This is a genomic window from Virgibacillus flavescens, from assembly GCF_050574275.1.
Lineage (GTDB): Bacteria > Bacillota > Bacilli > Bacillales > Amphibacillaceae > Virgibacillus_F > Virgibacillus_F flavescens.
This window is the reverse complement of sequence record NZ_CP192260.1, coordinates 3,343,963-3,368,995: the sequence shown is the minus strand read 5'-3', so window position 1 is coordinate 3,368,995 and position 25,033 is coordinate 3,343,963. Positions and strand designations below refer to the sequence as shown.

The 25,033-nt window shown below is 38.0% G+C and carries 26 protein-coding genes and 1 other annotated feature; of the genes, 17 read left to right on the top strand and 9 right to left on the bottom strand.

Annotated features, from left to right (window positions below):
* Together VBD025_RS17135 and VBD025_RS17130 are read right to left on the bottom strand one after the other, a co-directional pair.
* On the bottom strand, nucleotides 1–294 hold the full coding sequence (locus VBD025_RS17135) for a YrhK family protein (RefSeq protein WP_430787691.1): 294 nt from the start codon (nucleotides 292–294) through the stop codon (nucleotides 1–3).
* A 74-nt stretch (nucleotides 295–368) separates the two neighbouring features.
* Complete coding sequence (locus VBD025_RS17130) at nucleotides 369–1,181, bottom strand: undecaprenyl-diphosphate phosphatase (protein ID WP_430791478.1); 813 nt, start codon at nucleotides 1,179–1,181, stop codon at nucleotides 369–371.
* Between the two features lie 104 nt (nucleotides 1,182–1,285).
* Here VBD025_RS17130 and VBD025_RS17125 point away from each other — a divergent pair, with 104 nt between their 5' ends.
* A complete protein-coding gene (locus VBD025_RS17125) occupies nucleotides 1,286–1,621 on the top strand; it encodes a hypothetical protein (protein ID WP_430787689.1) in 336 nt (111 codons plus the stop codon).
* A 351-nt stretch (nucleotides 1,622–1,972) separates the two neighbouring features.
* Here VBD025_RS17125 and VBD025_RS17120 read toward each other — a convergent pair whose 3' ends face one another.
* Nucleotides 1,973–2,149 (bottom strand): YjzD family protein, encoded by a 177-nt coding sequence (locus VBD025_RS17120; protein ID WP_430787687.1) that lies wholly within the window; start codon nucleotides 2,147–2,149, stop codon nucleotides 1,973–1,975.
* 132 nt (nucleotides 2,150–2,281) lie between these two features.
* On the opposite strand from VBD025_RS17120, the gene VBD025_RS17115 reads away from it, so the two are divergent.
* From VBD025_RS17115 to VBD025_RS17090, 6 genes are all read left to right on the top strand, one after another.
* Entirely contained in the window at nucleotides 2,282–2,899 is a 618-nt protein-coding gene (locus tag VBD025_RS17115; RefSeq protein ID WP_430787685.1) for a hypothetical protein, read from the top strand.
* Nucleotides 2,900–3,065: 166 nt separating this feature from the next.
* On the top strand, nucleotides 3,066–4,031 hold the full coding sequence (locus tag VBD025_RS17110) for a BMP family ABC transporter substrate-binding protein (protein WP_430791476.1): 966 nt from the start codon (nucleotides 3,066–3,068) through the stop codon (nucleotides 4,029–4,031).
* Nucleotides 4,032–4,140: 109 nt separating this feature from the next.
* On the top strand, nucleotides 4,141–5,079 hold the full coding sequence (locus VBD025_RS17105; RefSeq protein WP_430787683.1) for a beta-ketoacyl-ACP synthase III: 939 nt from the start codon (nucleotides 4,141–4,143) through the stop codon (nucleotides 5,077–5,079).
* 33 nt (nucleotides 5,080–5,112) lie between these two features.
* Nucleotides 5,113–6,354, top strand: coding sequence for a beta-ketoacyl-ACP synthase II (fabF, locus tag VBD025_RS17100; RefSeq protein WP_430787681.1), 1,242 nt, complete (start codon nucleotides 5,113–5,115; stop codon nucleotides 6,352–6,354).
* Nucleotides 6,355–6,481: 127 nt separating this feature from the next.
* Nucleotides 6,482–6,682, top strand: coding sequence for a hypothetical protein (locus VBD025_RS17095; protein WP_430787679.1), 201 nt, complete (start codon nucleotides 6,482–6,484; stop codon nucleotides 6,680–6,682).
* 90 nt (nucleotides 6,683–6,772) lie between these two features.
* Nucleotides 6,773–7,534 (top strand): YjbA family protein, encoded by a 762-nt coding sequence (locus tag VBD025_RS17090; protein ID WP_430787677.1) that lies wholly within the window; start codon nucleotides 6,773–6,775, stop codon nucleotides 7,532–7,534.
* Nucleotides 7,535–7,632: 98 nt separating this feature from the next.
* On the opposite strand, the gene VBD025_RS17085 is transcribed toward VBD025_RS17090, so the two are convergent.
* Both VBD025_RS17085 and trpS read right to left on the bottom strand, forming a co-directional pair.
* Nucleotides 7,633–8,136, bottom strand: a complete 504-nt coding sequence (locus VBD025_RS17085) for a hypothetical protein (RefSeq protein ID WP_430787675.1) — start codon at nucleotides 8,134–8,136, stop codon at nucleotides 7,633–7,635.
* A 144-nt stretch (nucleotides 8,137–8,280) separates the two neighbouring features.
* Nucleotides 8,281–9,270 (bottom strand): tryptophan--tRNA ligase, encoded by a 990-nt coding sequence (trpS, locus tag VBD025_RS17080; protein ID WP_430787673.1) that lies wholly within the window; start codon nucleotides 9,268–9,270, stop codon nucleotides 8,281–8,283.
* Between the two features lie 71 nt (nucleotides 9,271–9,341).
* Nucleotides 9,342–9,522, bottom strand: a binding site (T-box leader).
* Between the two features lie 247 nt (nucleotides 9,523–9,769).
* On the opposite strand from trpS, the gene VBD025_RS17075 reads away from it, so the two are divergent.
* The 6 genes from VBD025_RS17075 to pepF all read left to right on the top strand — a co-directional run bounded on the left by VBD025_RS17075 (nucleotide 9,770) and on the right by pepF (nucleotide 17,449).
* Complete coding sequence (locus tag VBD025_RS17075; protein WP_430787671.1) at nucleotides 9,770–10,981, top strand: putative glycoside hydrolase; 1,212 nt, start codon at nucleotides 9,770–9,772, stop codon at nucleotides 10,979–10,981.
* 182 nt (nucleotides 10,982–11,163) lie between these two features.
* The gene (locus tag VBD025_RS17070) at nucleotides 11,164–11,757 is read left to right on the top strand and encodes a GNAT family N-acetyltransferase (protein ID WP_430787669.1); all 594 of its coding nucleotides are present in this window, start codon (nucleotides 11,164–11,166) and stop codon (nucleotides 11,755–11,757) included.
* Between the two features lie 935 nt (nucleotides 11,758–12,692).
* The gene (gene spxA / locus VBD025_RS17065) at nucleotides 12,693–13,088 is read left to right on the top strand and encodes a transcriptional regulator SpxA (RefSeq protein WP_404451745.1); all 396 of its coding nucleotides are present in this window, start codon (nucleotides 12,693–12,695) and stop codon (nucleotides 13,086–13,088) included.
* A 476-nt stretch (nucleotides 13,089–13,564) separates the two neighbouring features.
* On the top strand, nucleotides 13,565–14,260 hold the full coding sequence (mecA, locus tag VBD025_RS17060) for an adaptor protein MecA (RefSeq protein ID WP_430787667.1): 696 nt from the start codon (nucleotides 13,565–13,567) through the stop codon (nucleotides 14,258–14,260).
* Between the two features lie 89 nt (nucleotides 14,261–14,349).
* On the top strand, nucleotides 14,350–15,522 hold the full coding sequence (locus VBD025_RS17055; RefSeq protein ID WP_430787665.1) for a competence protein CoiA: 1,173 nt from the start codon (nucleotides 14,350–14,352) through the stop codon (nucleotides 15,520–15,522).
* A 112-nt stretch (nucleotides 15,523–15,634) separates the two neighbouring features.
* Nucleotides 15,635–17,449, top strand: coding sequence for an oligoendopeptidase F (pepF, locus tag VBD025_RS17050; protein WP_430787663.1), 1,815 nt, complete (start codon nucleotides 15,635–15,637; stop codon nucleotides 17,447–17,449).
* An 808-nt stretch (nucleotides 17,450–18,257) separates the two neighbouring features.
* On the opposite strand, the gene VBD025_RS17045 is transcribed toward pepF, so the two are convergent.
* From VBD025_RS17045 to VBD025_RS17035, 3 genes are all read right to left on the bottom strand, one after another.
* Entirely contained in the window at nucleotides 18,258–19,154 is an 897-nt protein-coding gene (locus VBD025_RS17045) for a ClpXP adapter SpxH family protein (RefSeq protein ID WP_430787661.1), read from the bottom strand.
* 83 nt (nucleotides 19,155–19,237) lie between these two features.
* Nucleotides 19,238–19,618 (bottom strand): globin, encoded by a 381-nt coding sequence (locus tag VBD025_RS17040; RefSeq protein ID WP_430787659.1) that lies wholly within the window; start codon nucleotides 19,616–19,618, stop codon nucleotides 19,238–19,240.
* A gap of 67 nt (nucleotides 19,619–19,685) precedes the next feature.
* Nucleotides 19,686–20,261, bottom strand: a complete 576-nt coding sequence (locus tag VBD025_RS17035) for a CYTH domain-containing protein (RefSeq protein ID WP_430787657.1) — start codon at nucleotides 20,259–20,261, stop codon at nucleotides 19,686–19,688.
* Nucleotides 20,262–20,429: 168 nt separating this feature from the next.
* On the opposite strand from VBD025_RS17035, the gene VBD025_RS17030 reads away from it, so the two are divergent.
* The 3 genes from VBD025_RS17030 to VBD025_RS17020 are packed head-to-tail and all read left to right on the top strand — an operon-like array spanning nucleotide 20,430 to nucleotide 22,791.
* The gene (locus VBD025_RS17030; RefSeq protein ID WP_430787655.1) at nucleotides 20,430–21,038 is read left to right on the top strand and encodes a GTP pyrophosphokinase; all 609 of its coding nucleotides are present in this window, start codon (nucleotides 20,430–20,432) and stop codon (nucleotides 21,036–21,038) included.
* Nucleotides 21,039–21,089: 51 nt separating this feature from the next.
* A complete protein-coding gene (locus tag VBD025_RS17025) occupies nucleotides 21,090–21,884 on the top strand; it encodes an NAD kinase (protein WP_430787653.1) in 795 nt (264 codons plus the stop codon).
* 28 nt (nucleotides 21,885–21,912) lie between these two features.
* Nucleotides 21,913–22,791 (top strand): RluA family pseudouridine synthase, encoded by an 879-nt coding sequence (locus VBD025_RS17020; RefSeq protein WP_430787651.1) that lies wholly within the window; start codon nucleotides 21,913–21,915, stop codon nucleotides 22,789–22,791.
* On the opposite strand, the gene prpE is transcribed toward VBD025_RS17020, so the two are convergent.
* Nucleotides 22,778–23,515, bottom strand: coding sequence for a bis(5'-nucleosyl)-tetraphosphatase PrpE (gene prpE / locus VBD025_RS17015; RefSeq protein WP_430787649.1), 738 nt, complete (start codon nucleotides 23,513–23,515; stop codon nucleotides 22,778–22,780). The two genes, VBD025_RS17020 and prpE, sit on opposite strands and share 14 nt — an antisense overlap.
* Before the next feature lie 262 nt (nucleotides 23,516–23,777).
* On the opposite strand from prpE, the gene VBD025_RS17010 reads away from it, so the two are divergent.
* Nucleotides 23,778–24,953, top strand: coding sequence for an FtsW/RodA/SpoVE family cell cycle protein (locus VBD025_RS17010; RefSeq protein WP_430787647.1), 1,176 nt, complete (start codon nucleotides 23,778–23,780; stop codon nucleotides 24,951–24,953).
* The last annotated feature ends 80 nt before the right edge of the window (nucleotides 24,954–25,033 follow it).

The window sequence follows — 25,033 nt, the reverse complement described above, 5'->3', positions numbered from 1 at the left end:
TCATTCGCTAGAATTTTTTTGGTGTATCGATTGATCTGAAACTCGTGAAAAGTAAAAAGCATGTACTATTTTAATAATAGGACGAGCAAGTAATTGCGCACTTCCGAGGATAAACAGAATCGTACCTGCTGTTTGAGTTGATTCAAATAAAAATAGAACACTTCCTATCAGAAACTCTAAACCAAGTGTGAAGTCATTTAGTAAGGCTAAAAACCGATATTTTTTATTGAATGAAACTTCATAGGTACCCATCTGAAAATCCAGGAAATTTTTTTCATCTTTAATATTCGCCATTCGAAATCCTCCATTCTCTTACTAGTTTTCCATACCCTTAATTAGAATGAAGTTAAACAGAAGGAAAGTAGGGATTATAGGAATATGATGACGAGTATTCCGACAACAAAGCAATAGAAGGAGAAGTACTTTAAATTCCCGCGAGCCATAATATTCATAAACCATTTAAGTGAAAAGTAAGTGGCTATGATCGATGCAGCAAATGCCAGCACATACGGTATTGCTAAGGCATTTATATTTTCATCGTGTATGATCTCATCAATTGACATCATAGTGATACCAAGACTTACTGGAATATAAAGTAAGAAAGAGAACCGTAAAGCAGTTTCAATCTTCATGCCCATTAACATGGCTGCCACAATAGTAGCGCCAGAACGACTGATGCCGGGAATTAACGCGACAGACTGAGCAAGTCCAACAATAATGGCATCTTTAACTTTAATTTCACCTTCACCTTTTCTTCCGCGAAGATTTCGAATAACCCAAAGCGCGACACCAGTAATCAATAGTGTGACCCCAACAACAGCAACTGTGCTTAGCTTGGAAGTAATGTAATTCTCAAATAGAAGTCCAAGAATTCCAGTTGGAATAGTAGCTATAACAAGATAAAGAACAAATTGAAAATCACTTTTTGTATCCTGGTTTTTTGTAAGTATGTAGTTTATACTGTTCTGAATCAAACGAATAATGTCTTTCCTGTATATAACTAAAACAGCAAGTAACGAGCCAAAGTTTACCAGGATCTCAAAAGATAATCCTTCAATTTCAATTTCAAATAATTCTTGTAAAATAACCAAATGACCGCTCGAGGAAATCGGAATAGGTTCCGTAAATCCCTGGAGCAAGCCTAAAAATAAATATTTAATTAATAGCCAAATTTCTGTAATACCTTCCATTTTATAAACCTCCACTTTTTAGCTGAATATTTTTTAAGAACATCCTTCACGCCTAAGACACTAGTTGAATAGTCTAGTTTGTGAGGAGGTTGAATATGAAAAACAATAATCATATATATGACATGTGTAAAAACCACATGCATGCTTATGTCCTAGCTGAGACGCACGATGGAAACAAATTTGACGGGATAATTACGGGACTGGACGACGAGTTTGTATATTTTGCTGTTCCAACTGACAACCAGGAAGGACACGGTATGCAAGAAGACCGGCAGTTTGGATTTGGGTACGGCGGTGGTTACCCGGGGTATGGATATCCAGGTTATGGTCATGGCTACGGTTACGGCTATGGTTATCCAAGACGAAGATTTAACCGACTAATTCTCCCACTAGCAGCACTAACAGCCCTAAGCGTACTACCTTGGTATTAATAGAAAAGCGAAGGCGACTGTTCAGAAGCAGACGCATAAGCAAGAGACCGAAAACGCCTGGTGTTGGCGTTTACGTGTCAATTGCTTATGACGGCAGCTTCTAGGAGCTGCAGCTAGACAGAATAGAAAAGCGAAGGCGACTGTTCAGAAGCAGACGCATAAGCAAGAGACCGAAAACGCCTGGTGTTGGCGTTTACGTGTCAATTGCTTATGACGGCAGCTTCTAGGAGCAGCAGCTTGGCCGTATGTCTAGCGACGTATTTGTAAACATAGTAATAAAAAACAAAACCCTTGCCAATTTTTAAGGCGAGGGTTTATTAAGACTACTGTATGTTTAAACAAACATATTCCTTATGCTTCGTTATTGCTTTTAAGTGCCCCTGACAATGCAAATACAGCTAATGTAAGGATTAAAGCAAGTACGAGTGTATGCATAAGATTAAAGGTACTTCCGCCCATACTTGTTAAAATATAGGAAAGAACACCACTAAGAAGTAATGACCAAATAAATGTCCAGATGAACCTCATAGATAACACCTCATTTTTCTACATTCTTTAGCTAGTTTACCAAATACTTGATGAAATGAAAAGCAATTAATAACACATTATGGATTATCCTGTATCAAGTTATATCAAATATTTTTAAGGAGGCAGTTACGAATGGCGGTCTGTGTTGCAAATTGTCTGCACTGGGTTGGGTTTAACCTTGTATCAAGACTAACTGAAAACGATCATCGGGTTGATGGAATTGCAAAGATATCTACAGAAAGAGAAGAGGAGTTTGAATTAATGCTGGGAAGGAATAGTTTGTTTTCTTTATATCAGCATGAGAATGAAGTGAAGGACAAAAGTTATTCAGCTCTTATTTTAGTGGATAACCCTAAACTCAAATCGATTAACGCGTCAAAGACATTTAATGTTGAAAAAGAAGCTGATCGGTCAGCATGTATAAATATTGAACTTCCTTTATTATTTGGAGAATGGATGCCGATGGATGAAAAGGGTATGTATACTGGTGACCAGTATATCGAGTTCTGCTCAAAACGATTTCAGGATGAAGCTGTGTATATTGATGATTTTACAAACTGTTTTATGCAATGGTTAACCATAACAAATTTACCTGAAAAAATATCGTTGACCAAGGATAGAAATTTCCTGAGTGAAAAAGATTCACTTGAAAAACAAATGTATATTAGGGAGAATAGACCTATAGATATCCAGTTGTCACAAGTTATTAACCATTATAAAAAAATAAAAAGTGATGAAAGATGGAGATGACAGATGAATAATTCATTTACTGCCAAGCTCCATCGCGATATAATTAGCTAAGAGAGTAGTGAATCGAAGTGTATGTTGTGTAAAATTTTGAGGAATTAAATGTGTGATCAAAACTTGGCCAACCACCTGTGAAACTGGGACTAGCGCTGAGTTTTCTAAGATAGGAGTGCAGACTTTGAAGAAATTATACGCGATTTTCGTTGTCCTATCAGTCTTTATATTGCTAACAGGATGCAGTGAAAACAAAGAGACCGGAAAAATTCAAAATGTAGGCATGCTGGTAGAAGACTCCATTGATGACAAGGTGTGGGGAAAAAAGGGTTACGATGGTTTGCAGGCAATAGGGAAAAAGTATGATGTAAATGTATTCTATAAAGAAGGAATCAAAAATTATCAGCAAGTTTCCGATGCAGTACAAGAACTTGTTGATAATGGAGTGAATTTAATCTTTGGGCACAGTAACAGTTATGGGAAATTCTTTGTAAATCTTTCTGAATCATATCCAAATGTACAATTTGTTTATTTCAATGGCGGGTATCATGCTGAAAATGTGACAAGCTTGAATTTTAATTCGCATGCAATGGGCTTTTTTGGTGGAATGGTTGCGGGCAAGATGACGGAAACCAATCAAGTTGGAGTGGTTGCAGCGTATGAATGGCAGCCCGAAATAGAGGGCTTTTACGAAGGTGTTAAATATCAGAATCCTGAAGCAACTGTACATATTGATTACGTTAAAGATTGGACAGATAAAGAGACTGCCCTCAAAATGTATGAACGAATGAAGGATACGGGTGTGGATGTTTTTTATCCAACTGGTGATTCGTATAGCATTGAGGTTATCGAACAGGCGAAGAAAGACGGTTTGTATGCAATTGGGTATGTACGTGATCAGTCTTATATTGCTGAAGAAACTGTTTTGACGAGTACTGTTCAACATGTTGACGAGTTGTACTTGTTAGCAGCGAAGAAGTTTAATAAAGGGGAGCTTAAGGGTGATATCCTCGTTTATGATTTTCAGGATGATGTCATAACACTTGGTGAATTCAGCCCGATGGTACCCGATGATTTCAGGGAAAAATTGGAAGATACGATAAAAGAGTATAAGGACACGCTGCTTCTGCCAAATGAATAAAAGCTGATGACTGCTATGCTCGTTTTAACTTGCAAGTCTTTAAAAAATGCATTAAAATTAGTACCAAGTCATAATAATTGATAATAATATTTTTTAAGGGGATGAAAGAATGAACGTTGGCGTATTAGGTACAGGTCATTATGTTCCCACCAATGTTGTTACAAATAAAGATATGGAAAAAATAGTCGATACAAGTGATGAATGGATCAGAACGAGAACAGGTATAGAAGAAAGGCGTATTGCCGGAGATGATATTGATACATCAGATATGGCCTATTTTGCTGCAAAACAGGCTATTGAAGAAGCAAATATTAACCCAAGAGATATAGAACTTATAATCGTTGCTACGGTAACGCCGGATACACCATTTCCATCTGTGGCAAACCGGCTGCAGGAAAGATTGGACGTTGGTACAGTTGCTTCAATGGACATTGGTGCAGCATGTTCCGGATTTATGTATGGATTAATTACTGCAAAGCAATTTATCGAGACCAAGACGTACAAGAACGCATTAGTTGTTGGAGTCGAAAAGCTTTCTAAGATTACTGACTGGGAAGACCGAAACACGTGTGTCCTTTTTGGGGATGGTGCTGGAGCGGCTGTTCTCGGTGAAGTATCGGAAGGTAAAGGTATCCTTTCCTTTGAACTCGGGTCAGATGGCACTGGTGGCAAGCATTTATACCAGGATGAAAAAGATCATCTTATTATGAATGGAAGAGAAGTGTTTAAGTTTGCAGTAAGACAAATGCCAGAGTCCTCCATAAATGTGATTGAAAAAATCGGTTATACTAAAGAAGATGTAGATTATCTGATTCCACATCAGGCAAACATTCGAATTATGAATGCTGCCCGTGAGCGATTAGGTATTCCTGAGGATAAGATGGCAACTTCTGTTAAAAAATATGGTAATACATCATCAGCTTCCATACCAATTGCATTGTCGGAAGAAGTAAAAAGCGGAAAAATTAAAGACAATGATTTAGTAGTAATGGTTGGATTCGGTGGCGGATTAACATGGGGCGCAGTTGCATTACGCTGGGGAAAATAACATAGATTGTACTTGTAATAGGAGGAGAAATTAATGGAAGCGAGAAGAGTAGTAGTTACAGGACTAGGTGCGATAAGTCCATTAGGCAATGAAGTATCTTCAATGTGGGACAATATTGTAGCAGGGAACTCAGGTATCGATACAGTTACAAGAGTCAACAAAGACGATTTTCCAGCTACGGTGGCTGCAGAATTAAAAGAATTTGATGCATCCGTTTTTATGGACAAAAAAGATGCCCGTAAAATGGATCGATTCACTCAATATGCCGTAGCCGCCTCCAGAATGGCTGTTGAAGATGCAAAACTGACAATTAACGAAGAAATTGCTAATCGTGTTGGTGTTTGGATCGGTTCAGGTATTGGTGGAATGGATACGTATGAAGAACAGCATAACAAGTTTTTAGCGCGAGGCTACAAGCGTGTCAGCCCATTTTTTGTTCCAATGCTGATTCCTGATATGGCTGCGGGACAGGTGTCCATTCAATTAGGAGCTAAAGGTATCAATTCCTGTACAGTTACAGCATGTGCTTCAGGAACAAACTCTATCGGAGATGCGTTTAAAGTTATCCAGCGCGGTGATGCAGATTATATGATAACAGGTGGTACAGAGGCACCAATCACAAATATGTCTTTTGCCGGGTTCAGTTCGATGAAAGCATTGTCTACAAACCAAGACCCGAAAACTGCCAGCCGTCCGTTTGATAAAAATCGTGACGGATTCGTAATGGGTGAGGGTGCAGGGATATTAATTCTTGAATCACTGGAATCTGCTGAAGCACGTGGTGCGCATATTTACGCTGAAATTGTAGGTTATGGATCTACCGGTGACTCACACCATGTTACAGCACCTGCTCCACAGGGTGAAGGAGCTGCCCGTGCTATGAAGCAAGCTATTGACGATGCAAACCTCACGTTTTCTGACGTCGATTACATTAATGCACATGGAACGAGCACGGATTTAAATGATAAGTTTGAAACAATGGCAATTAAGACTGTATTTGAAGATCATGCTACGAAGCTTGCGATATCATCGACAAAATCGATGACGGGCCATCTGTTAGGTGCTGCAGGAGGAATCGAATCTGTTATCTCTGTGAAAGCAATTACAGATAGTATAATTCCGCCTACAATAAACTATGAAACACCAGATGAAGAGTGTGATTTAGATTATGTTCCAAATGAAGCTAGAAAACAAGAACTCAATGTTGTAATGAGCAATTCACTTGGATTTGGCGGACATAATGCTTCACTTATTTTCAAAAAGTATACGAAATAATTAAGTTGTAAATAGAGGCTAACCTTAACTGGTTGGTCTCTATTTTTTTATTCAATCTATTTCTATACATGTATGATGATAGTTTCGCATACAGTATAAAAAGTGGACAAGTATAGGTGGGGATACGATGGTTGGAACAATTTTTTTGTTTTTGCTGGGGTTTGGACTAGCTGTTGCTGGCGGAGTTGTAATTATTACCTATTTGAATTTTATACCAGCAGGGTTGGCCTGGGGAGACTTTTTATCTTTCATAATTGGAAGACCGGAATGTTATTTTCTCCCACTTGGATTTATTTTAATTGCAATCGCTTTATATCGCTATCCATAAAAAAGGAAAAATATAGTTTGTATCGAATATTTTTCAACTATCATGGTCATAATGTATTTTAAAAGGTGGCATACAAAGTGAGGTTTTTCCATGTTATATTTACATGATGTCTGGGTGAATTGGTTTGAAGGGGAAGAGAACGGATACAGTGTATGTTTCTTCCATGAATGGCGTAAAGAAGACGGTATAGAGTTGCTTGATCAAGTCCCATTAGTATACATAAACACCGAACTATACCGTTACATCGAGAATAACATGAATGACTTGCCTAAGGAATTACTGGACCTCATATGTAAACGTGCATATATCCGAAAAGGACAAGAGCGAATCGTGCTGGACTACGCCTGTGTTGTGACAGATGGTAATGACGTAATTGCATTTGATACAATCGGGTACGAGATTCCTATAAGAAAAAGCAGGTTAATTCCAAGGCAGGAGCAACAAGTTTTTGATATGATTTCTGGTGCTAAACAACACCGGTTTAAGCTTGAAGAATCTTTGACTAAGAAAGAATATCACATTCTTTCAATGGAACCAGAGCTAATCTATGGATTGACTCGCAAGGAGCGGCAGCTTAAACAGTTACTTATGATGGCTCTTGATCAATTAAGAACGACAAACAACCATGAAGAACTGCGGTACTGGTTAACAGAATGGGATCCTAAAAAATACGGGTACATTCGCTTTATGGATCCGAATAAAGTATGGCAGGTTCTCTATGATGGGGTCCGTATAGGGTGGAGTGCTGAACATGAGAATTTGTGCAGAAAGTTAATTAAAGGACAACCTTTTCTTGAGAGATTATGGGAATTAGAGCAAGTTCCGAAAGGTCGACCGTCGAAGCAGAATTAAGTGCAGTTTTTTAAAAATAGTATAAATAAAATAATCCGAACGGAGGATTCGACTTCGTTCGGATTATTTGCTGTGCGTTGTGATGATCTTCTATTCAACTAATCCTTAGTTTCAAATATCTCTTCTTGATTAAATAGATCGACTTTTTCTTTCATTCGTTTATTTTCATCCTGCCATTCTATAATCATATAAACATCGCTAATGTCTTTAATTGAAATAGGTTCTCCACTTTTGTTAAAATAAGCGCCGCTTTTCGTTGCACCTGAAGTAGTTTGAGTTATATCTGTCTCACTTCCAGTAACAGTCTTACCTTGGACAACCATATCTTGATTACCTATAACAGCATGAACTCTAATGTTAAAAGAAGTGGTACTATATTCTGTTTTGTTTTTCATAGTTAATTTTGCATCCCCAACTTTAAACATATCTGGTTTTATAATAATTTCGTAAGTATTCACTTTCCAATTTTCACTCTCACCAGATAACGAGAGATAATAATTATTTTCAATCATTTTATCATTACTATTGCATCCAGTAAGGAAGAAAATAAAACATACAGATCCTAATAAATAAATTGCTTTTCTGCTGTTATTTAATAGCAAAATGTTATCACCTCATTCTTTTAGTCTGATAATGTCTAATTCTGTCTGGACATAATAACGGTAAAAAAATATAAAGGTCCAAATCAATTTCGACTTGGACCTTTCATTAGCTTGTTATTATAAATTATATACACCGAGCAATATTTACTTTTTCACTCTGCCAAGTCCGACTGCTTTCTTCGCTTTAGCCAGATTTTTATTCGCAACCTGTGAAGCACGTTCTGCTCCATCATCTAATATATCATCCAGTTTCTCTGAATTCAGCAATTCATAATAACGCTCCTGAATAGGTGCGAGTACATTTGTGACCGCTTCAACCACTGCTGCTTTAAAGTCTCCATACCCTTTACCTTCAAATTCGGATTCAATATCCTTGATGCTTTTGTCAGAGCAGCTTGCTAAAATAGTCATCAGATTAGAGATGCCAGGTTTGTTTTCCTTATCGAATTTTACAATACCTTCTGAGTCGGTTACAGCACTTTTAATCTTCTTTTCGATTCTCTTTGGTTCATCGAGCATCGAAATAAATGATTTTTCATTTTCGTCAGATTTACTCATTTTCTTTGTAGGATCCTGCAGTGACATGATGCGGGCTCCAACCTTAGGCATGCTGATGTCAGGAATTGTGAAAATGTCATTAAATCTGTTGTTAAATCGTTGTGCCAGGTCTCTGGAAAGCTCTAAATGCTGCTTTTGATCATCGCCAACTGGCACGATATCTGTATTATATAATAAAATATCTGCAGCCATTAAAGGCGGATATGTTAAAAGAGCGGCTGAAACAGCTTCCTTACCCTTTGATTTATCCTTATATTGTGTCATGCGTTCGAGCTCACCTGTATAGCTTATCGTCTGCATAATCCAGCCAAGCTGTGTGTGCGCGGAAACTTCTGATTGAATAAACAAAGTTGCTTTATTGTGGTCTATCCCAGCTGCAAGATACAACGCTGCAAGTGAACGTGTTTGCTTGCGGAGCTTTAACCGATCCTGTGGAACCGTTATTGCATGTTCATCGACTATGCAAAAATAACAGTTGTGGTCATTTTGCAGGTCAACAAAGTGCTTCATTGCCCCAATGTAATTTCCAATTGTTAACGTACCGCTTGGTTGAATGCCTGAAAAAATTGTTTTCATTTGATTTTCCTCCACTAAGATAGAATGTTTGAGGAATGTCAGAGCATCAAAAAAAGCTCATCTATCCCTCGGCAAGGGACGAATGAACCGCGGTGCCACCCTAATTATCCTACACGTAATGTAGGATCACTTTGTCATGCATGTATAGCTCCCAAGTCCAATTCCAATTACCATGGTGCTTGTTCTCACCAAACACAAGCTCTCTAATGTTACCAGCGGGTAATTGTACTACACCTTATTCATCGCTAACTATTTCATTTATTTGATTATATAGTAACCTGAAAAAAATGCAAGTAAAATTTAGTGTTTTAATAATTTAATCTAAAATAGACTCTGAAAATTCAGTCGACAACAATACATGTTTTATTTAAAAAAACAACCCTATTCAACGAAAAATAATCGCTGTTTTTCGACATTATTTCTATAATTTGCGTTCATTTTTCCACGCATTTGCTATATACTAGAAATAATGAAAATTATAATAGGAGATTGATAATTTATGGGGAAAACACAGTTGGGAATTGTAACACTTATAGGGATTCTCCTTTTAAGTTTATGCTTACCGAGTAACACGTTCGCGAGCAATGAGGAAGAAGTACATATTGCACATAGTCACTCTTTAAAACAAACAAGTATAAAACCAATAGATGCAAGTAATCAAATGCAGCGTTTCACATATGATTCTGGACTTGATTTTAAATATCCAGACGCTGTTCGCGGAATATATGTAACAGGACCATCTGCTGGGGGACAGCGGTTTGATAAACTGTTAAACTTAGTCGGAACTACTGATTTAAACGCTATGGTAATTGATATTAAAGAAGATCATGGTAACTTAACCTTTAAACCTAAAGAAGGTTCACCATATGAAGATATTGCTTTGAATTTCATTAACGATCCTCGCAATATGTTAAAAACGCTGGAAGAAAAAGGGATTTATCCAATTGCAAGAGTTGTAGTGTTTAAAGACTCAGTGCTTGCTGAAAAGCATCCTGAGTGGTCCTTTCAAGAAAACGGTAAGGTTTGGAGAAATGGTAAGGGTGAAGCTTTTGTAAGTCCTTTCAAAAAAGAAGTTTGGGAATATAACGTTGAAATCGCAAAAATGGCTGCTGAATTGGGCTTCCAGGAAATCCAGTTTGATTATGTACGTTTCCCTGAAGGATTCGAACGCTATCAAGATGAACTTGAGTATGATTTAGGCGATTATGCTGACTCCAGTAAAGATAAAGTACAGCGTCGAGTTGATGCTGTAACAGACTTTGTCTCATATGCTAAAGGTGAGTTAGAGAATTACGGTGTAGATGTTGCGGTAGATATATTTGGTTACTCCGCTACAATCCCTGAAGCACCAGGTATTGGACAAAACTTTAGTAAGATTTCGAAAAACGTTGATGTCATTTCATCTATGATTTATCCAAGTCACTGGACATCTTATTTCGGAATTAAGAAACCAGACATGGAACCGTATAAGTTAGTTACTGAATATGCTAAGGTTGAAAACGAAGTATTAGGCAAGCTTGAGGATCCACCGACATCGAGACCGTGGATTCAGGATTTTGAAGCACCTTGGTTATACAGTGGAGCTACAAAACAATATGGAAAAGCAGAAGTAGAAGCGCAAATTAAAGCACTGCAGGAACACGGAATCAATGAATTCTTACTCTGGAATGCAGGTAATGATTATACAAAAAATGTGGACTACACGCCATAAAGAAAAGAGAAACACAGGTTCCAATTGGAACCTGTGTTTTGTATTTGTGCAGCATGATTATGTTTAAAAACAGGTGAATGGGGTAAACAAATAATAGTGAAACGAAAAAGTGTAATTTAACAAAACGCGAAATGTCCGTTATACTAATAAAGACTACTATAAAAACTCAAAGGAGTAGATCAATGAATTGGTATGAAAAGTTAAACAAATATTTCCCTGTAGAGGAAATGAAATCGAAGGAACATATGGACATGCTTTTAAAGGAAAAAGGCGACGTTTATTATAAGGACGAAAGCCCAAATCATGTTTTAATGTTCGCTGAATTTGACACATTTATATTTATTGACTATGTATGGGTTTCAACTGAATCAAGAGGCCAGGGAACTGGTCACAAAATAATGGAGAAACTTAAGAAAAAAGGAAAACCAATTATTTTGGAAGTAGAGCCTGTTGACTATGACGATACAGATACTGAAAAACGACTTCGTTTTTACCAAAGAGAAGGATTCACCCACGCAACATCTATTGGATACAATCGCCGTTCCCTTGCTACTAATGAAGAGACCACAATGGAAATATTATTTTGGTCACCAGAAGAAGACTCCGAGGACGTAATTTACGAAAAAATGAAGCATATGTATGATAATATTCATACGTACAAAGATAAAGAGTTATACGGGAAATCGTATCAGCCAGTTGATGAAGTATTGAGCTATGATACCGACCGTGATTCTGAAGATATCTTAGAGAATCTAAAGAAAACTGAAAAAGCGTAATAGGAAGCAGCCTCAACTTTATTGGGGCTGTTTTTGTTTATTTTAACTTTCGTATATAGTCAATCATGTCGATTGTAATAAACGTAGCATGTAAAACATGGCAATTCATACGATTTACACATGTCTAATCCCAAAGCATGTGCGCGTTATTTTTGTCGTAGTTGATGTATAATGTGACGTACTTTTTAGTTTGCTTCCATAGCTGCCGTCCAGGATCGTTGCGGGCGGATGCTTTCCGCGGGCACGGCTTCAGTCTCCTCGAGAAGAGCACTCTGCGGGGCCTTCAGACTCGTGCTGTTCCCGCAGGAGTCACCGCCCGGAACGATGCGGGACTGGTTAAGTTGTTTATGTCTTTGTTGTTTCTTTCAACTAATGCATCCTAAAACAGACGGAGTTGTGCAGTTATTAGATCCACGACAGCTATTTATTGTCTAGAGATTGGAACGGATGGCAGTCGACTCTTGCGGGAGGAAAGGCATCGGTGAGACCCCGGAGTGCGGTAGCACGAGGAGACTCACCAGCCGGCCTAAGGTGCGCGACTGCCATCCGTGGAAATCACGTTGCTGTAACTTCGTGGTCTATTTCTGGTGTGGAAAACAAAAAGATGTTACGTCGCAGTATAGAGATATTGAGTATCAACTACAACAAATGGATGGTGGGCTTGGGAAAGTCCTTCACATTGTTCAAAAGAGGAATTTTTACTTTTTTTTTGTGAATTTGGTTTATTAAAAGTTGTTTGGGGAATGTTATATATAATTAACAACAACAACATTTTATGAACATTATATAAAAACCTACTTTTTTTGCAAATACTCTACCTTTCGCTTGACAATTGTAGTATAATGATACATATAGGTTATTTAAACTTATTTTAAACTGATAAGTTATATAAAGTTCATGAGATAACCCAATCTTAGAATGAGGAGTGAAGTTTCATGGTAACACTTTATACCTCACCAAGCTGTACTTCGTGCAGAAAAGCAAAAGCGTGGTTAGAAGAACATGATATACCGTTCACTGAACGAAATATTTTTTCTGAACCATTATCTTTAGACGAAATCAAGGAAATTTTACGCATGACAGAAGATGGAACGGATGAGATAATTTCAACTCGTTCTAAGGTTTTCCAAAAGTTAGACGTAAATATAGATCAATTACCTTTAAAAGATTTATTTCACTTGATTCAACAGAACCCAGGACTGTTAAGACGACCAATTATACTTGATGAAAAGCGTCTGCAGGTTGGTTATAACGAAGACGAGATACGCCGGTTCTTACCTAGAACTGTTCGTACGTTCCAATTACGTGAGGCCCAACGAATGGTCAACTAATTTTCTTAATTGAAAATGCTTAATGATAAAAGTAAAAACGCAGAACCAGATATGGGGCTGCGTTTTTATTATCTTTTGGCAGGCAAGAAAGTATAAGTATTTTCTTGCTGCATAAGTGCAACTAAGGATTTCACCATTAAATCTGGGGATATGCCAAGTTTTTAGTCGAATTTTAATACAGCACGTGACAAATAATACTTTATCCTCTAAAATATATTATTAAATTCTCTATATATAGGCATTTTAATTTTCAATTGGTGGCGATGTAGCATACAATGGAATTATAGAAAATTAAATACAGCCAATGAATGGTTAAACAAGCAGGGAAACGGGTAATAGATAAATAAAGAATCAATAGACAGGGAACTTCTTTGTACATGGAAATGGTCATGCGGAAGAAGATCCGGACAGTATAGATAGATATGGGTGAGATAGTCTCTTCCACCTAACTATTTAATAGAAGGGAGAGAAATACCATGGAAATAGAACGCATTAATGATAATACCGTTAAATTTTATATATCTTATATAGATATTGAAGACCGTGGTTTTGAACGTGAGGAGATCTGGTACAATCGGGAACGAAGTGAGCAATTATTTTGGCAAATGATGGACGAAGTAAACTATAAAGAAGACTTTAATGTGGATGGGCCGTTGTGGATACAGGTGCAAGCAATGGATAAAGGTCTTGAGATCATTGTAACGAAAGCACAGGTATCTAAAAACGGTGAGAATATTGAGTTGTCCACTGAGAATGGAAAAACAATAGATTTATCTGTTGACGAGGATATTGAAAATATGCTGGAAAATAAATTTGGTAAATCAGCTGACAAACAAAAAGATGAAGAAGATGAAATTGAAGATGATGGCAAATTGTCATTTGTATTGCAATTTAGTGATTTTGAAGATGTTATTCAGCTAAGTCATTATTTCCAAGGGGATACTGATGCTTTCCAGGACAGTTTATTTTACTTCAACGATAACTACTACTTTTACCTAGAATTTATTGATGAGTCAATGGATGATGACAAACAAGAAGATGTAATCAGTAAGGTTTTCGAATTTGGTAAGGATACCGATGTAACCATTCATTATTTAGAAGAATATGGAAAAACCATTTTTACGAATGACACATTCGAACAAGTAAGAAAATATTTTCCTGCACAGCTATAAGACGTCCAAATCGGATGTCTTTTTTTTTGCAAAAAGCAGGAAATACCGCGTCGCCGCCGAATTAATTAGGAATGGAGGTGACGCCAACTATGCTTCAAGCAAAAATTAAAACTGGTGACCTGATAACGCTTATAAATCTGACAAAACAAGAAGTGGAAAATGCAAGACACCATGAGTATTTCTGCCCCGTATGTAATGAGTCAGTTATCGTAAAAGCGGGGGAAAGGACGATTGCGCATTTTGCACATCTTTCGGTAAAGAACTGTATTTCGAGTGATTATGGGGAGGGATCATACCACGCACGAGGTAAACTGGAATTATATAATTGGTTAAAACAGCAAACTTTCAAAACCGAACTTGAAAAATATATACCGGAAATCAACCAGCGTCCTGATCTGCTTGTAACCATCAGGAACAAGAAAATAGCAATCGAGTACCAATGTGCACGAATTCCTCTGGAAGTAGTTAGACAGCGCAATGAAGGATACAGAACAGCTGGTATTACACCAATCTGGATCCTGGGTGCAAAGCACTTCCATCGACTACGAAAACATCACTTCAAAGTAGATCAATTCATTCTTTCCTTCTTACATCAGTTTACACCAAGCTTCCCGATATCCCTGTATTTCTTCTGCCCAAGCACACTTCAGTTTGTATCCGCCCAACATATTCATTTATCTAATTCCCGTAATGCAATTGGTTCTTTTTCATTTTCCAAGTTAAACGAAATGACTTTTCACCATATGTTTAAACAGCCTCTTTTTAATCAAAACGGATTTTACCAATTATGGTTAAATGAAAAGAAACAGTTCAGGTTGAGTCGAAATAACCGAATGTTTGGTGCAGAACTAGTCTGGCATAAATGGTTATATGAGAATGGAACACACAAAGAACGACTTCCTTCCATTGTCCATCTTCCTGTTCCTGGTCAGCATCAAATGAAATTGCCGCTTTACAACTGGCAAAGCAGGTTGTGCATTGATCTGCTGATACCACTGAAAATTGGTGCGCGATTTTCAATAAAAGACTGCGAGCGGCTTTTGCGTTATAAACCCCAACAATCCATTCTTCTTAAAGGCACGGACCATCCCATTCTCAGCTATTTGCTTATTCTTAAAGAAATCGGCGTTATTGATCAGTACCAAACGACAGTATTTGTGAAAATGAAAGAGATCGTATTTCACAAAAATATTGAAGAATCAGTGAAAGCTGATGCACGTTTGATGAATCAGTTAATTCAATATAGTACAATAGGATTATGAATGAATTTAGCAGAAAATAACATACTAAAGGAAGTTGTTTTCTGATGAAGGTATTTTGTGATTTGCAACGAATATAGTTTAAGAAAGTGATATTTTAAAGGAGGCTTTTCAATTGGCGAAAGCAACAAAAGAATTACCGAAAAGAAGTGAACTACCTAAAGAGTTAACATGGGACTTAGAAGATATTTTTGCAACAGAGGATGAATGGGAAAAAGAATTAAAAAGCTTGAAGCAGGATATTCCTAAAATTGAAGCTTATGAGGGCAAGTTATCCGAGTCAGCGCAGGCACTATTTGACATGTTCAAGCTCCAGGATGAACTATCACAGCGTTTAGGAAAACTGTTTACATACGCGCATATGCGTAACGATGAAGATACAGCGAATTCCTTCTATCAGGAATTGAACGCGAAAGCTGAGAACGTTTTAACGCTTGCTTCCAGTTCGATGAGCTATATTGTTCCAGAAATTTTGACAATCGATGATGAAAAGTTAACGAAATTTCAAGCTGAAAAAGAAGAACTATCATTATATAAACAAACATTAGACGAAATTGCCCGTCAACGCGCGCATATTTTATCACAAAAAGAAGAAGCGCTGCTTGCCGAGGCGTCAGAGCCAATCGAGAACGCATCGCAAACATTTGGTATGTTGAATAATGCTGATCTGACATTCCCGGCTATTAAGAATGAAGAAGGCGAGGAAATAGACCTTACGCACGGACGTTATATAGGCTTTTTGGAGTCAAAGGACCGTCGTGTACGTGAGGATGCATTTAAAGCGATGTACAAGACGTATGGCAGTTTTAAAAATACGTTTTCTTCTACATTAACCGGTACGATTAAAAAAGATAATTTCTACGCTAAGATTCGCAATTACGATTCAGCAAGGCATGCAGCACTAGACGGAAATAATATTCCAGAGCAGGTTTACGAAAACCTGGTTGAAGCAGTTAATGATAAAATTCATTTATTGCATCGATATTCTGCATTACGCAAGAAGGTACTAGAGCTTGATGAATTGCATATGTATGACATGTACACACCGCTTGTGAAAAACGTGGATATGAAAATCCCGTATGAAAAAGCCCAGGAATATGTAGTGGAAAGCCTTGCACCACTCGGCGAAGAGTATGTAAACATTGTAAAAGAAGGTTATAAAAATCGCTGGATAGACGTCGAGGAAAACAAAGGGAAGCGCAGCGGTGCATATTCTTCAGGTGCATATGGCACAAATCCGTATATTCTGTTGAACTGGCAGGACAATGTTAACGATCTATTTACATTAGCTCATGAGCTTGGACATTCGGTTCACAGCTATTACACAAGAAAATCACAGCCGTACCGATATGGAAACTATTCGATTTTTGTAGCGGAAGTAGCGTCAACGTGCAACGAAGCATTGTTGAACGAATATATGCTGAACAATTTGGAAGACGAGAAAGAAAAACTTTATTTGTTAAATCATTTCCTGGAAGGGTTCCGTGGCACGGTATTCCGTCAAACAATGTTTGCTGAATTCGAACACGATATCCATAAGCGTATGCAGGATGGTGAGGCACTGACTGCTGAAAAGCTTACGGAGATCTACTATGCATTAAATAAGAAGTATTTTGGTGATGAAGTAGTATCAGACGAGGAAATTGGTCTTGAATGGTCACGAATTCCACATTTCTACTACAATTACTATGTATTCCAGTATGCTACTGGTTATTCAGCAGCAACTGCTCTTGCAAGCCAGATTCAATCAGACGAGTCAGGCGAAGCTGTTGAGCGCTATTTAAACTTCCTTAAAGCAGGAAGCAGTGACTTCCCAATTGAGGTATTGAAAAAAGCTGGTGTTGATATGACGTCAAAACAGCCGATTTTAGAAGCGCTTGACGTGTTCGAAGAAAAGCTTGGCGAAATGGAAAAGCTGTTATTAAAATAAAGCTCCATAAGTAAGAGGATGCGCCTGTTTGGGCTCATCCTCTTACTTTTTATGCAGGTAAGAAAGTATAATTCCTTTCCTCCTGCATAAGAGCAACTAAGACTTGGTGATAAGGCTAGTTTTCTAACGTAATCTACGAAAAACACGGCGATGCGTAAACGAAAAAATAGTCAGGTAAATTGAGATGAATAGCAGTGGCAGAGTGATATATAAAGGAATTAATTGCATAAAGCCAAGAATATTTAAAAAGAATGCAAAAATGGTTAACCCGAGAAATAGGTAGGGCATATAGTTTTGCATGAAAGATGCCACCTCCTTGTTTTTAGTTAAGTATATGATAGATAACTTTAATTAGAAGTATGACATTTTTGTGAAATGAACTAGTTAGTTATTGAATAACAGACAAGAAGTTGCTATAGTAAATCTGAACAAAAGAAAGAAGCAAACAAACCCCTTTGTTTGAACTTTCTTCCAACCCCTTTTATAAAATATAAGTTTCTAAAAGACCTAAAGGATATACGCTGCCCCGTATATCCTTTTTACGTTGTTTTTTAGACTGTTATGTGGTCTTGATCAAGTTAGGCAGTGTGGTGGCTGAGGATATCGGGTTCGAGCGGCAAGATATCGATCCCGAGGCAGAGAAATCATGGTCGTTGTCAGAGATATCGATCTTGAGAAAATTTATATCCATCGGGAGAAAAATTATATCCATCTCGAGCGCAATAATATCGGTCTTGAGCCCAACCAAGCCCAAACCACGCATCAATTCCATAAAAAAGCGACCACCCACTGGGTAGTCGCTTTTGTATCAGGATTTAATATATTTCCAGAAAGATCCATATTTAACTGGGATCTTTTCTACTGTTTGTTTTAATTGTAATTTTTTCATTTCCTTATCGGTTTGCACGAGGGTCCAGTCATAGACGACTGAAATTTCTTTGCTCCCCACAATACCGTAGTACTTCATGAAATCCTCCAAGGATGGTGTTTCTTCAGGCGTCGGATCTTTTTGAAGCATCTGTTTTAACACTTTTACATAAATATCATATGGATAAAGTCCGGAAATTTTAATGCCTTGTTCTTCAGCTACCTGATTAAAAAAGACGATAGTTGGAATGTAATCAACTTCCATTTCCTTTGTCAGTCTAAGATCGCATTGAAATGCTTTCTTTGCTGAAGTGGAATATAGGTCATCTTTGAATTCATGTAAGTCAAGATTTGCTTCATTCGCTATATCCATTAATACTTCTTCGTCTGAGATATTTCTTTTTTGTAAAAATAAACTTTCCTGTACTTTACGCAGAAACAGCTTACCGGCTTTTTTTCCTTGCAGTTCGGCTGCTTTAATTGCAAGGGATGCAATCCATGGAGAGGAAACGGGATTATCAACCCATAAATCTCCGTCACAGCTCATGCCTGTTCGTTTTGCTGTTCTGTCCCATATATCTTTAAGCTTTTTTGGTTTATCGAATTTATCTTTATTTAAATTGTTTAAATGTCCGCTAATAATAGGTCGAATGGTAAAAAAGCGTCCATATTCTATGGAAAGCTTTTTGATATAGGGCTCCAAGGACCAGCACTCTGGGCAAAGAGGATCCACAAAAACATAAATCTCAATCGGTTTTTGTACAGAGTCAGTAAAGCCAGATCTCGCCGATGTGTTTGTATGTTTAAAGCCTTTCAGCTCAGCGTTTTGCCAACTCACATCGATTCTCCTTTCTATTACTGTCAAAGCTTTCACGTCCGGTTGGATGCTACTGCTGCTTTGGCGGGTATGCTTTTTTACGATTATTCCGGTGTATTCATCATATGATTTGCTGTCATAGTAAGTTTTTCGAAAATTGCTGTTCGATAGGGTTCTTCGATTTCAGCTTCGTCGAGTGCTTCGCTCATACATGCAAGCCATGCGCTTCTTCTAGTCGGTGTTATTTCAAATGGAAGGTGTCGGCGACGCATCATCGGGTTGCCGCGTTCTTCTGAATAAATCATTGGTCCACCGAAAAATTGCGTAAGAAACAATCGCTGCTTTCTTGCCGTTTCCGTTAGATCGTCCGGAAAGATCTCAATGAGTTCTGGACATGCACCAACGCGCTTATAGAAAGCATTAACTAGCCTATCTATTGTATCGAAGCCACCTATAGCTTCAAACATTGTACTGGGTCTTGTCATTTTTTTCTCTCCTAATAGGTTTGTATTCATTGTAGCAACGTAATAATACTTCGGCAAATCATAAGAATTATTCAACCGTAAATGATGCGAAAAATCGTTTAATTTTATTGGGTGTCTCTTTCTTTACAATTCCGTGTTGATGTAAGAGTGAATAAAGCATGTTTTGTCCGGCTTCTTTTGATTGTGCTTCAATTTCTAATTCGTAATCGTATATGCCGTTATATACACTGTAGTCTAATACCAATAGTGTGTCCTGATAGTTTAATTCGTAGCGCTCTGTAGCAAGCTTGCCATAATAAACAAGGTCCTCCAGATTCACATTAAGTGAATGAAGCTGTTCTACTACCTGGCTTTTCGCAACCGGCGTACCCGCTAGCCATTGCTGTGCTTCCTCTTCCGATAATGCATCATGGGATTCGAGAAGTCCTTCTGGATGAGGTTCCTTTAATGTTAAAACATAGGCACCATTTTTCTCGCGAATTCTAAGTGCGGCACCTTTTTCCTTCAATGCGAAATTCTTAGTTTCAAAATAATGATTGGTTTGCCATATACCTGATTCAGGGAATGGGAATATAGTTAACAATTGCTTAAATTCTTCTTCTGTTAATAAATTTTTATACTCTATTTCAATTTCCTGCACCACAAATTCGCCTGCTTTCTCTGAGGTTGATTTATCCTATGATTATCGCGAATCAGCGACACTTTTGCAAAGATTATCCTTTTAGTTGTGTTATGATAGGATGGAAAAGGCGACTAGCAAATTAAAAAGTTATTCTTAAATACCGAGTTTTATTAAAGGTGGTATATACTAATGAATTGGAAGGCATTACTTGCTCCTTATTCACAAGTAGTTGATGAATTAAAGGTGAAACTTAAAGGAATGCGATCGCAATTTGAATTTGAATCAAGGCATTCCCCAATTGAATTTATTACAGGTCGGGTAAAGCCCGTGACAAGTATTTTGGATAAAGCTGAAACAAGACATATCTCGCTTGAACGAATTGAGCAGGAAATGCAGGATATTGCTGGCGTAAGAGTAGTGTGTCAGTTTGTGGATGATATCTATAAAATTGTAGCGATGCTTCGTACACGAAAAGACTTTACAATAATTGAAGAGAAAGACTATATATCTGAGAAGAAAGACAGCGGATACCGCTCTTATCACATAGTTATTGAATATCCAGTGGAAACGATACATGGAGAAAAGAAACTGATAGCAGAAATCCAGATTCGTACACTGGCAATGAACTTTTGGGCGACAAACGAACACTCACTTAATTATAAATACAAAGGTAGTATACCTGAGGAAATTAAAACCCGGCTGCAGCGAGCTGCAGAAGCCGCGTTTAAACTTGACGAGGAAATGTCAAAAATAAAGAATGAAGTACAAGAAGCACAGCGAATTTTCCATCGGAAATAATAGGTACCTGGTACTTTTTACAATTATTGGTAATGAGGGAGATGAATATTTATGAAGTTTGCGATTGTTTCGAAGGGCGATGATCGTTCGAATAATATTATGGCAACGATGCGACAGTATTTAACAGAATTTAATTTGACTTATGACAGTGAGAATCCTGAACTTGTCATCTCCATCGGTGGGGATGGAACGTTACTTGAAGCATTCCACCGCTACATACACCGTTTAAATGACACGGCGTTTATTGGTGTTCATACGGGGCATCTTGGATTCTATGCAGACTGGGTGCCGGAAGAAGTTGAAAAGCTGATTATTGAAATTGCGAAGACACCTTTTCAGGTGGTGGAATACCCACTGCTTGAGGTAATTATCCGGGCAAAGTCGGGTGGAAAAGAAGATCGGTTCCTAGCCTTGAACGAAGCAACGATAAAGACAGCCGATGGATCGGTAGTTTTTGATGTGGAAATAAAAGGAGAACATTTTGAAACATTCCGGGGTGACGGACTTTGTCTATCCACACCTTCTGGAAGTACAGCATATAATAAAGCGCTAGGTGGTGGAATTTTGCATCCGTCACTTGAAGCGTTTCAGTTAACAGAGATGGCCTCCATTAATAACCGGGTCTTCCGAACAATCGGTTCTCCATTAATTTTGCCGAAGCACCATACGTGCCTGTTAAAACCTCTCGCGGACCGAAGCTTTTTAATTGCGATCGATCATTTTACCGAGACGTATACAAACGTAAAATCAATTCAGTGCCGAGTAGCAAAAGAAAAGGTTCGTTTTGCGCGATTCCGACCATTTCCATTCTGGAATCGAGTAAGGGATTCATTCGTATCAGACTAAGCAGTTGAGCAGGAGCAGGTGAAGGGTTATGAAATGGATTATTTCCGAAGAACAAAGCAGCATGACCATACGTGACTATCTTCGTACCGTTCACAGCTTCTCAAGACGTCTGATAAAAAATGTGAAAGACAGTGGACAAATATGTGTGAACGGAGCACATCAGACAGTCAGGTATTTATTGAGCACGGCTGATGAGCTTGAAGTTATTTTTCCCGAGGAAACGATTGGGGAAGGGCTAAAGCCGGAGGATATCCCCTTGAATATCGTCTATGAGGATGATGCGGTGCTGGTGGTAGATAAGCCGGCAGGAATCGCGACAATACCTTCCTTTAAACATTTGAGTGGAACGGTAGCAAACGCAATTTTGGGACATTATCAGAAACAGGGAATTTCTTATACGGTGCACGTTGTAACAAGACTGGACCGCGATACCTCTGGTCTGATGTTAGTGGCAAAGCATCAGTATAGCCATTCGCTCCTGTCAAAGGAACAAATCGCTGGTGCGATTAGCCGAAAATATTGTGCTGTGGTGGAGGGGAACCTCAATAACAATACGGGCATGATCGATGCGAATATTGGCCGAAAAGACGGTTCTATTATCGAACGAACCGTTACAGAAACAGGAAAAAAAGCGATAACACACTATAAAGTTGAACAACAATCGAATTCGCATAGTTTAGTGGACATCAAACTGGATACAGGAAGAACCCATCAAATAAGAGTTCATTTTGCCCACATTGGTCATTCTTTAGCAGGGGATGATTTGTATGGTGGGTCTACTTTGGATTTTCACAGGCAGGCGTTACATTGTAAGGAATTAACCTTTCACCATCCGTTCACAAAAAAAGTGATGCAGTTTACCTCTGCACCACCAGCTGAATGGATCCAATTTGTTAAAGATTGCTAAATTTTTCTGATACAAAAGGCATTCGTGACTGAACAGATATTGTTTTCTGTTCAGGAAACCGAAAAGCTGTAAGCTTGTTGCCAAAAACACACCCCGTATCAATATTAATTGTGTTGTTAACCTGACGAGGTTCAAGCACCGGCGTATGTCCATATATAATCCAAGTCTTACCATGGTAATTCTGAGCCCAATCCCGCCTGATTGGGCGACCGTCTTCGTGAAATGTGCCAGTAATATCTCCGTACAATACAAATGTGCGAACTCGTTTGTCTGTTCGTCCAATAAATGATTCTTTAATACCAGCGTGTGCAATTAGCGTGTCTATTTCTGTTAAGTGCAGGTAGAGTGGTGCTTCTTCATATAGCGTCATAAACATGTGCTTTATTTTTTTCTGATCGCGTTCGGTAAGCGCTAGATATTCTTCTACGGTTGTTTCTAAACCGTAACGAATTTGAATGTCATTACCCAAGAGATACCGATAAAGCTTATTACAGTGATTACCAGGTACATAGCGAGCTGCACGGTGCTTTACCACCATATTATAAACCAGTTCCACTACCGCCAGTGAATCTGGTCCGCGATCTGTAATATCACCAACAAATACTGGCACCCGATTTTTTGGATGCACAAAAATACCTGCTTTTTTTTCATAACCCATTACGTAAAACAGTTCAATTAACTCGTCAATACAACCATGGACATCACCAATTACATCTATTTTCATTTCGATTTCCACCCTGATCTATTTAATATGTATCGCCTCTAAGTGATCACCCGATTAATGATGGTGAGTCAAAATAATTTGTGGTAAGATTGAGTAATGGTAGTACACATACAAATTCCGACAAAAAATATGTAATCCTATATTTCGACGACAATAATTCGTGTATGTTTTTCTTATATATAGTGTAAACATAAATGAAAAATAATTCAGCCTTTTTGTGCAGAATTTATTTTATTCAATAAAAGAGCAAAGGTGATTTTTAATGGGAAAAGAAAAATCAGGGGGATTGCAATACGATTTAATTTTAATTTTTTTGCTGTTTATGGGAACAAGTTTAATAGCACTTTATAACATGCAGCAGTTTTCCCTGGATAATGATAACTTTATGATGCAGCAAGTTGTCTGGTATACCTTGGGAGCAATTTTAATTTTCTTTATTCGTATGCTCGACTTAAATCAAATTTACCAATTAAGTATATATATTTACATTTTCGGTGTGCTTGTCCTTGCAATATTATTAGTCAGCCCGGAAAGTATTGCACCTTTAATTAATGGTACACACAGCTGGTTTGCAATTCCAGGAATCGGTACGCTGCAGCCGGCAGAATTCACAAAGATTACAACGATACTTGGCTTGGCGTATGCAATTACTAAGCATAAAGAGAAGCACGTAAATAAGAGTTTCCAGAGTGACTTTTTGTTGCTTTTAAAGCTGATAGCGCTTGTGGCTGTTCCAGTATTTTTAATTCTGCTGCAGCCGGATTTTGGTACATCAATGGTATACCTTGTAATATTAAGCTTTATGGTTTTATTATCAGGTATTAATTGGAAGCTGATTTTTTCAGTGGTAGCTATCGGGGCTATAATTGGGGCAGGAGCTTTAGCACTTATCGTGCAGTACCCTGAACTTTCTGAAGAAGTATTGCATGTTGATCCATATCAAATTAACCGAATTGAATCGTGGTTTGGTCCTGATGAAGAAGTAAATGACAAGAACTGGCAAGTCACTAAATCGTTTTTAGCTATTGGATCGGGACAATTATTTGGAAAAGGACTTGGAGAAATTCAAGTAGATATTCCTGAATCACAAACTGATTTCATCTTTGCCATTATTGGGGAAAGTTTTGGTTTTGTTGGGAGCAGCTTTGTAATTTTCCTCTATTTTATTCTGGCTTATAAATTAGTCAGTATAGGCATGAAGATAAGTAACACAAATATGTTCGGTGCTTTGTTTTGCTTTGGTTATATGGGAATGATCGCAGTTCATACATTTCAGAACATAGGCATGTCGATCGGGATTATGCCGATAACGGGAATACCTCTGTTGCTTATAAGTTACGGTGGCAGTTCCGTTCTGGCGACGCTTATTGGCTTCGGAATTGTATATCGGGTAAGCGAAGAGATTATGAATAGCGAAGGTTATATGTTCGGCAGATAAAATAAACTTGCCCCACGGTTATTGTTATAGCTGTGGGGTTCCGTGTACCCTTATAATGGTATGGAAAGGAAGTGTTCCTT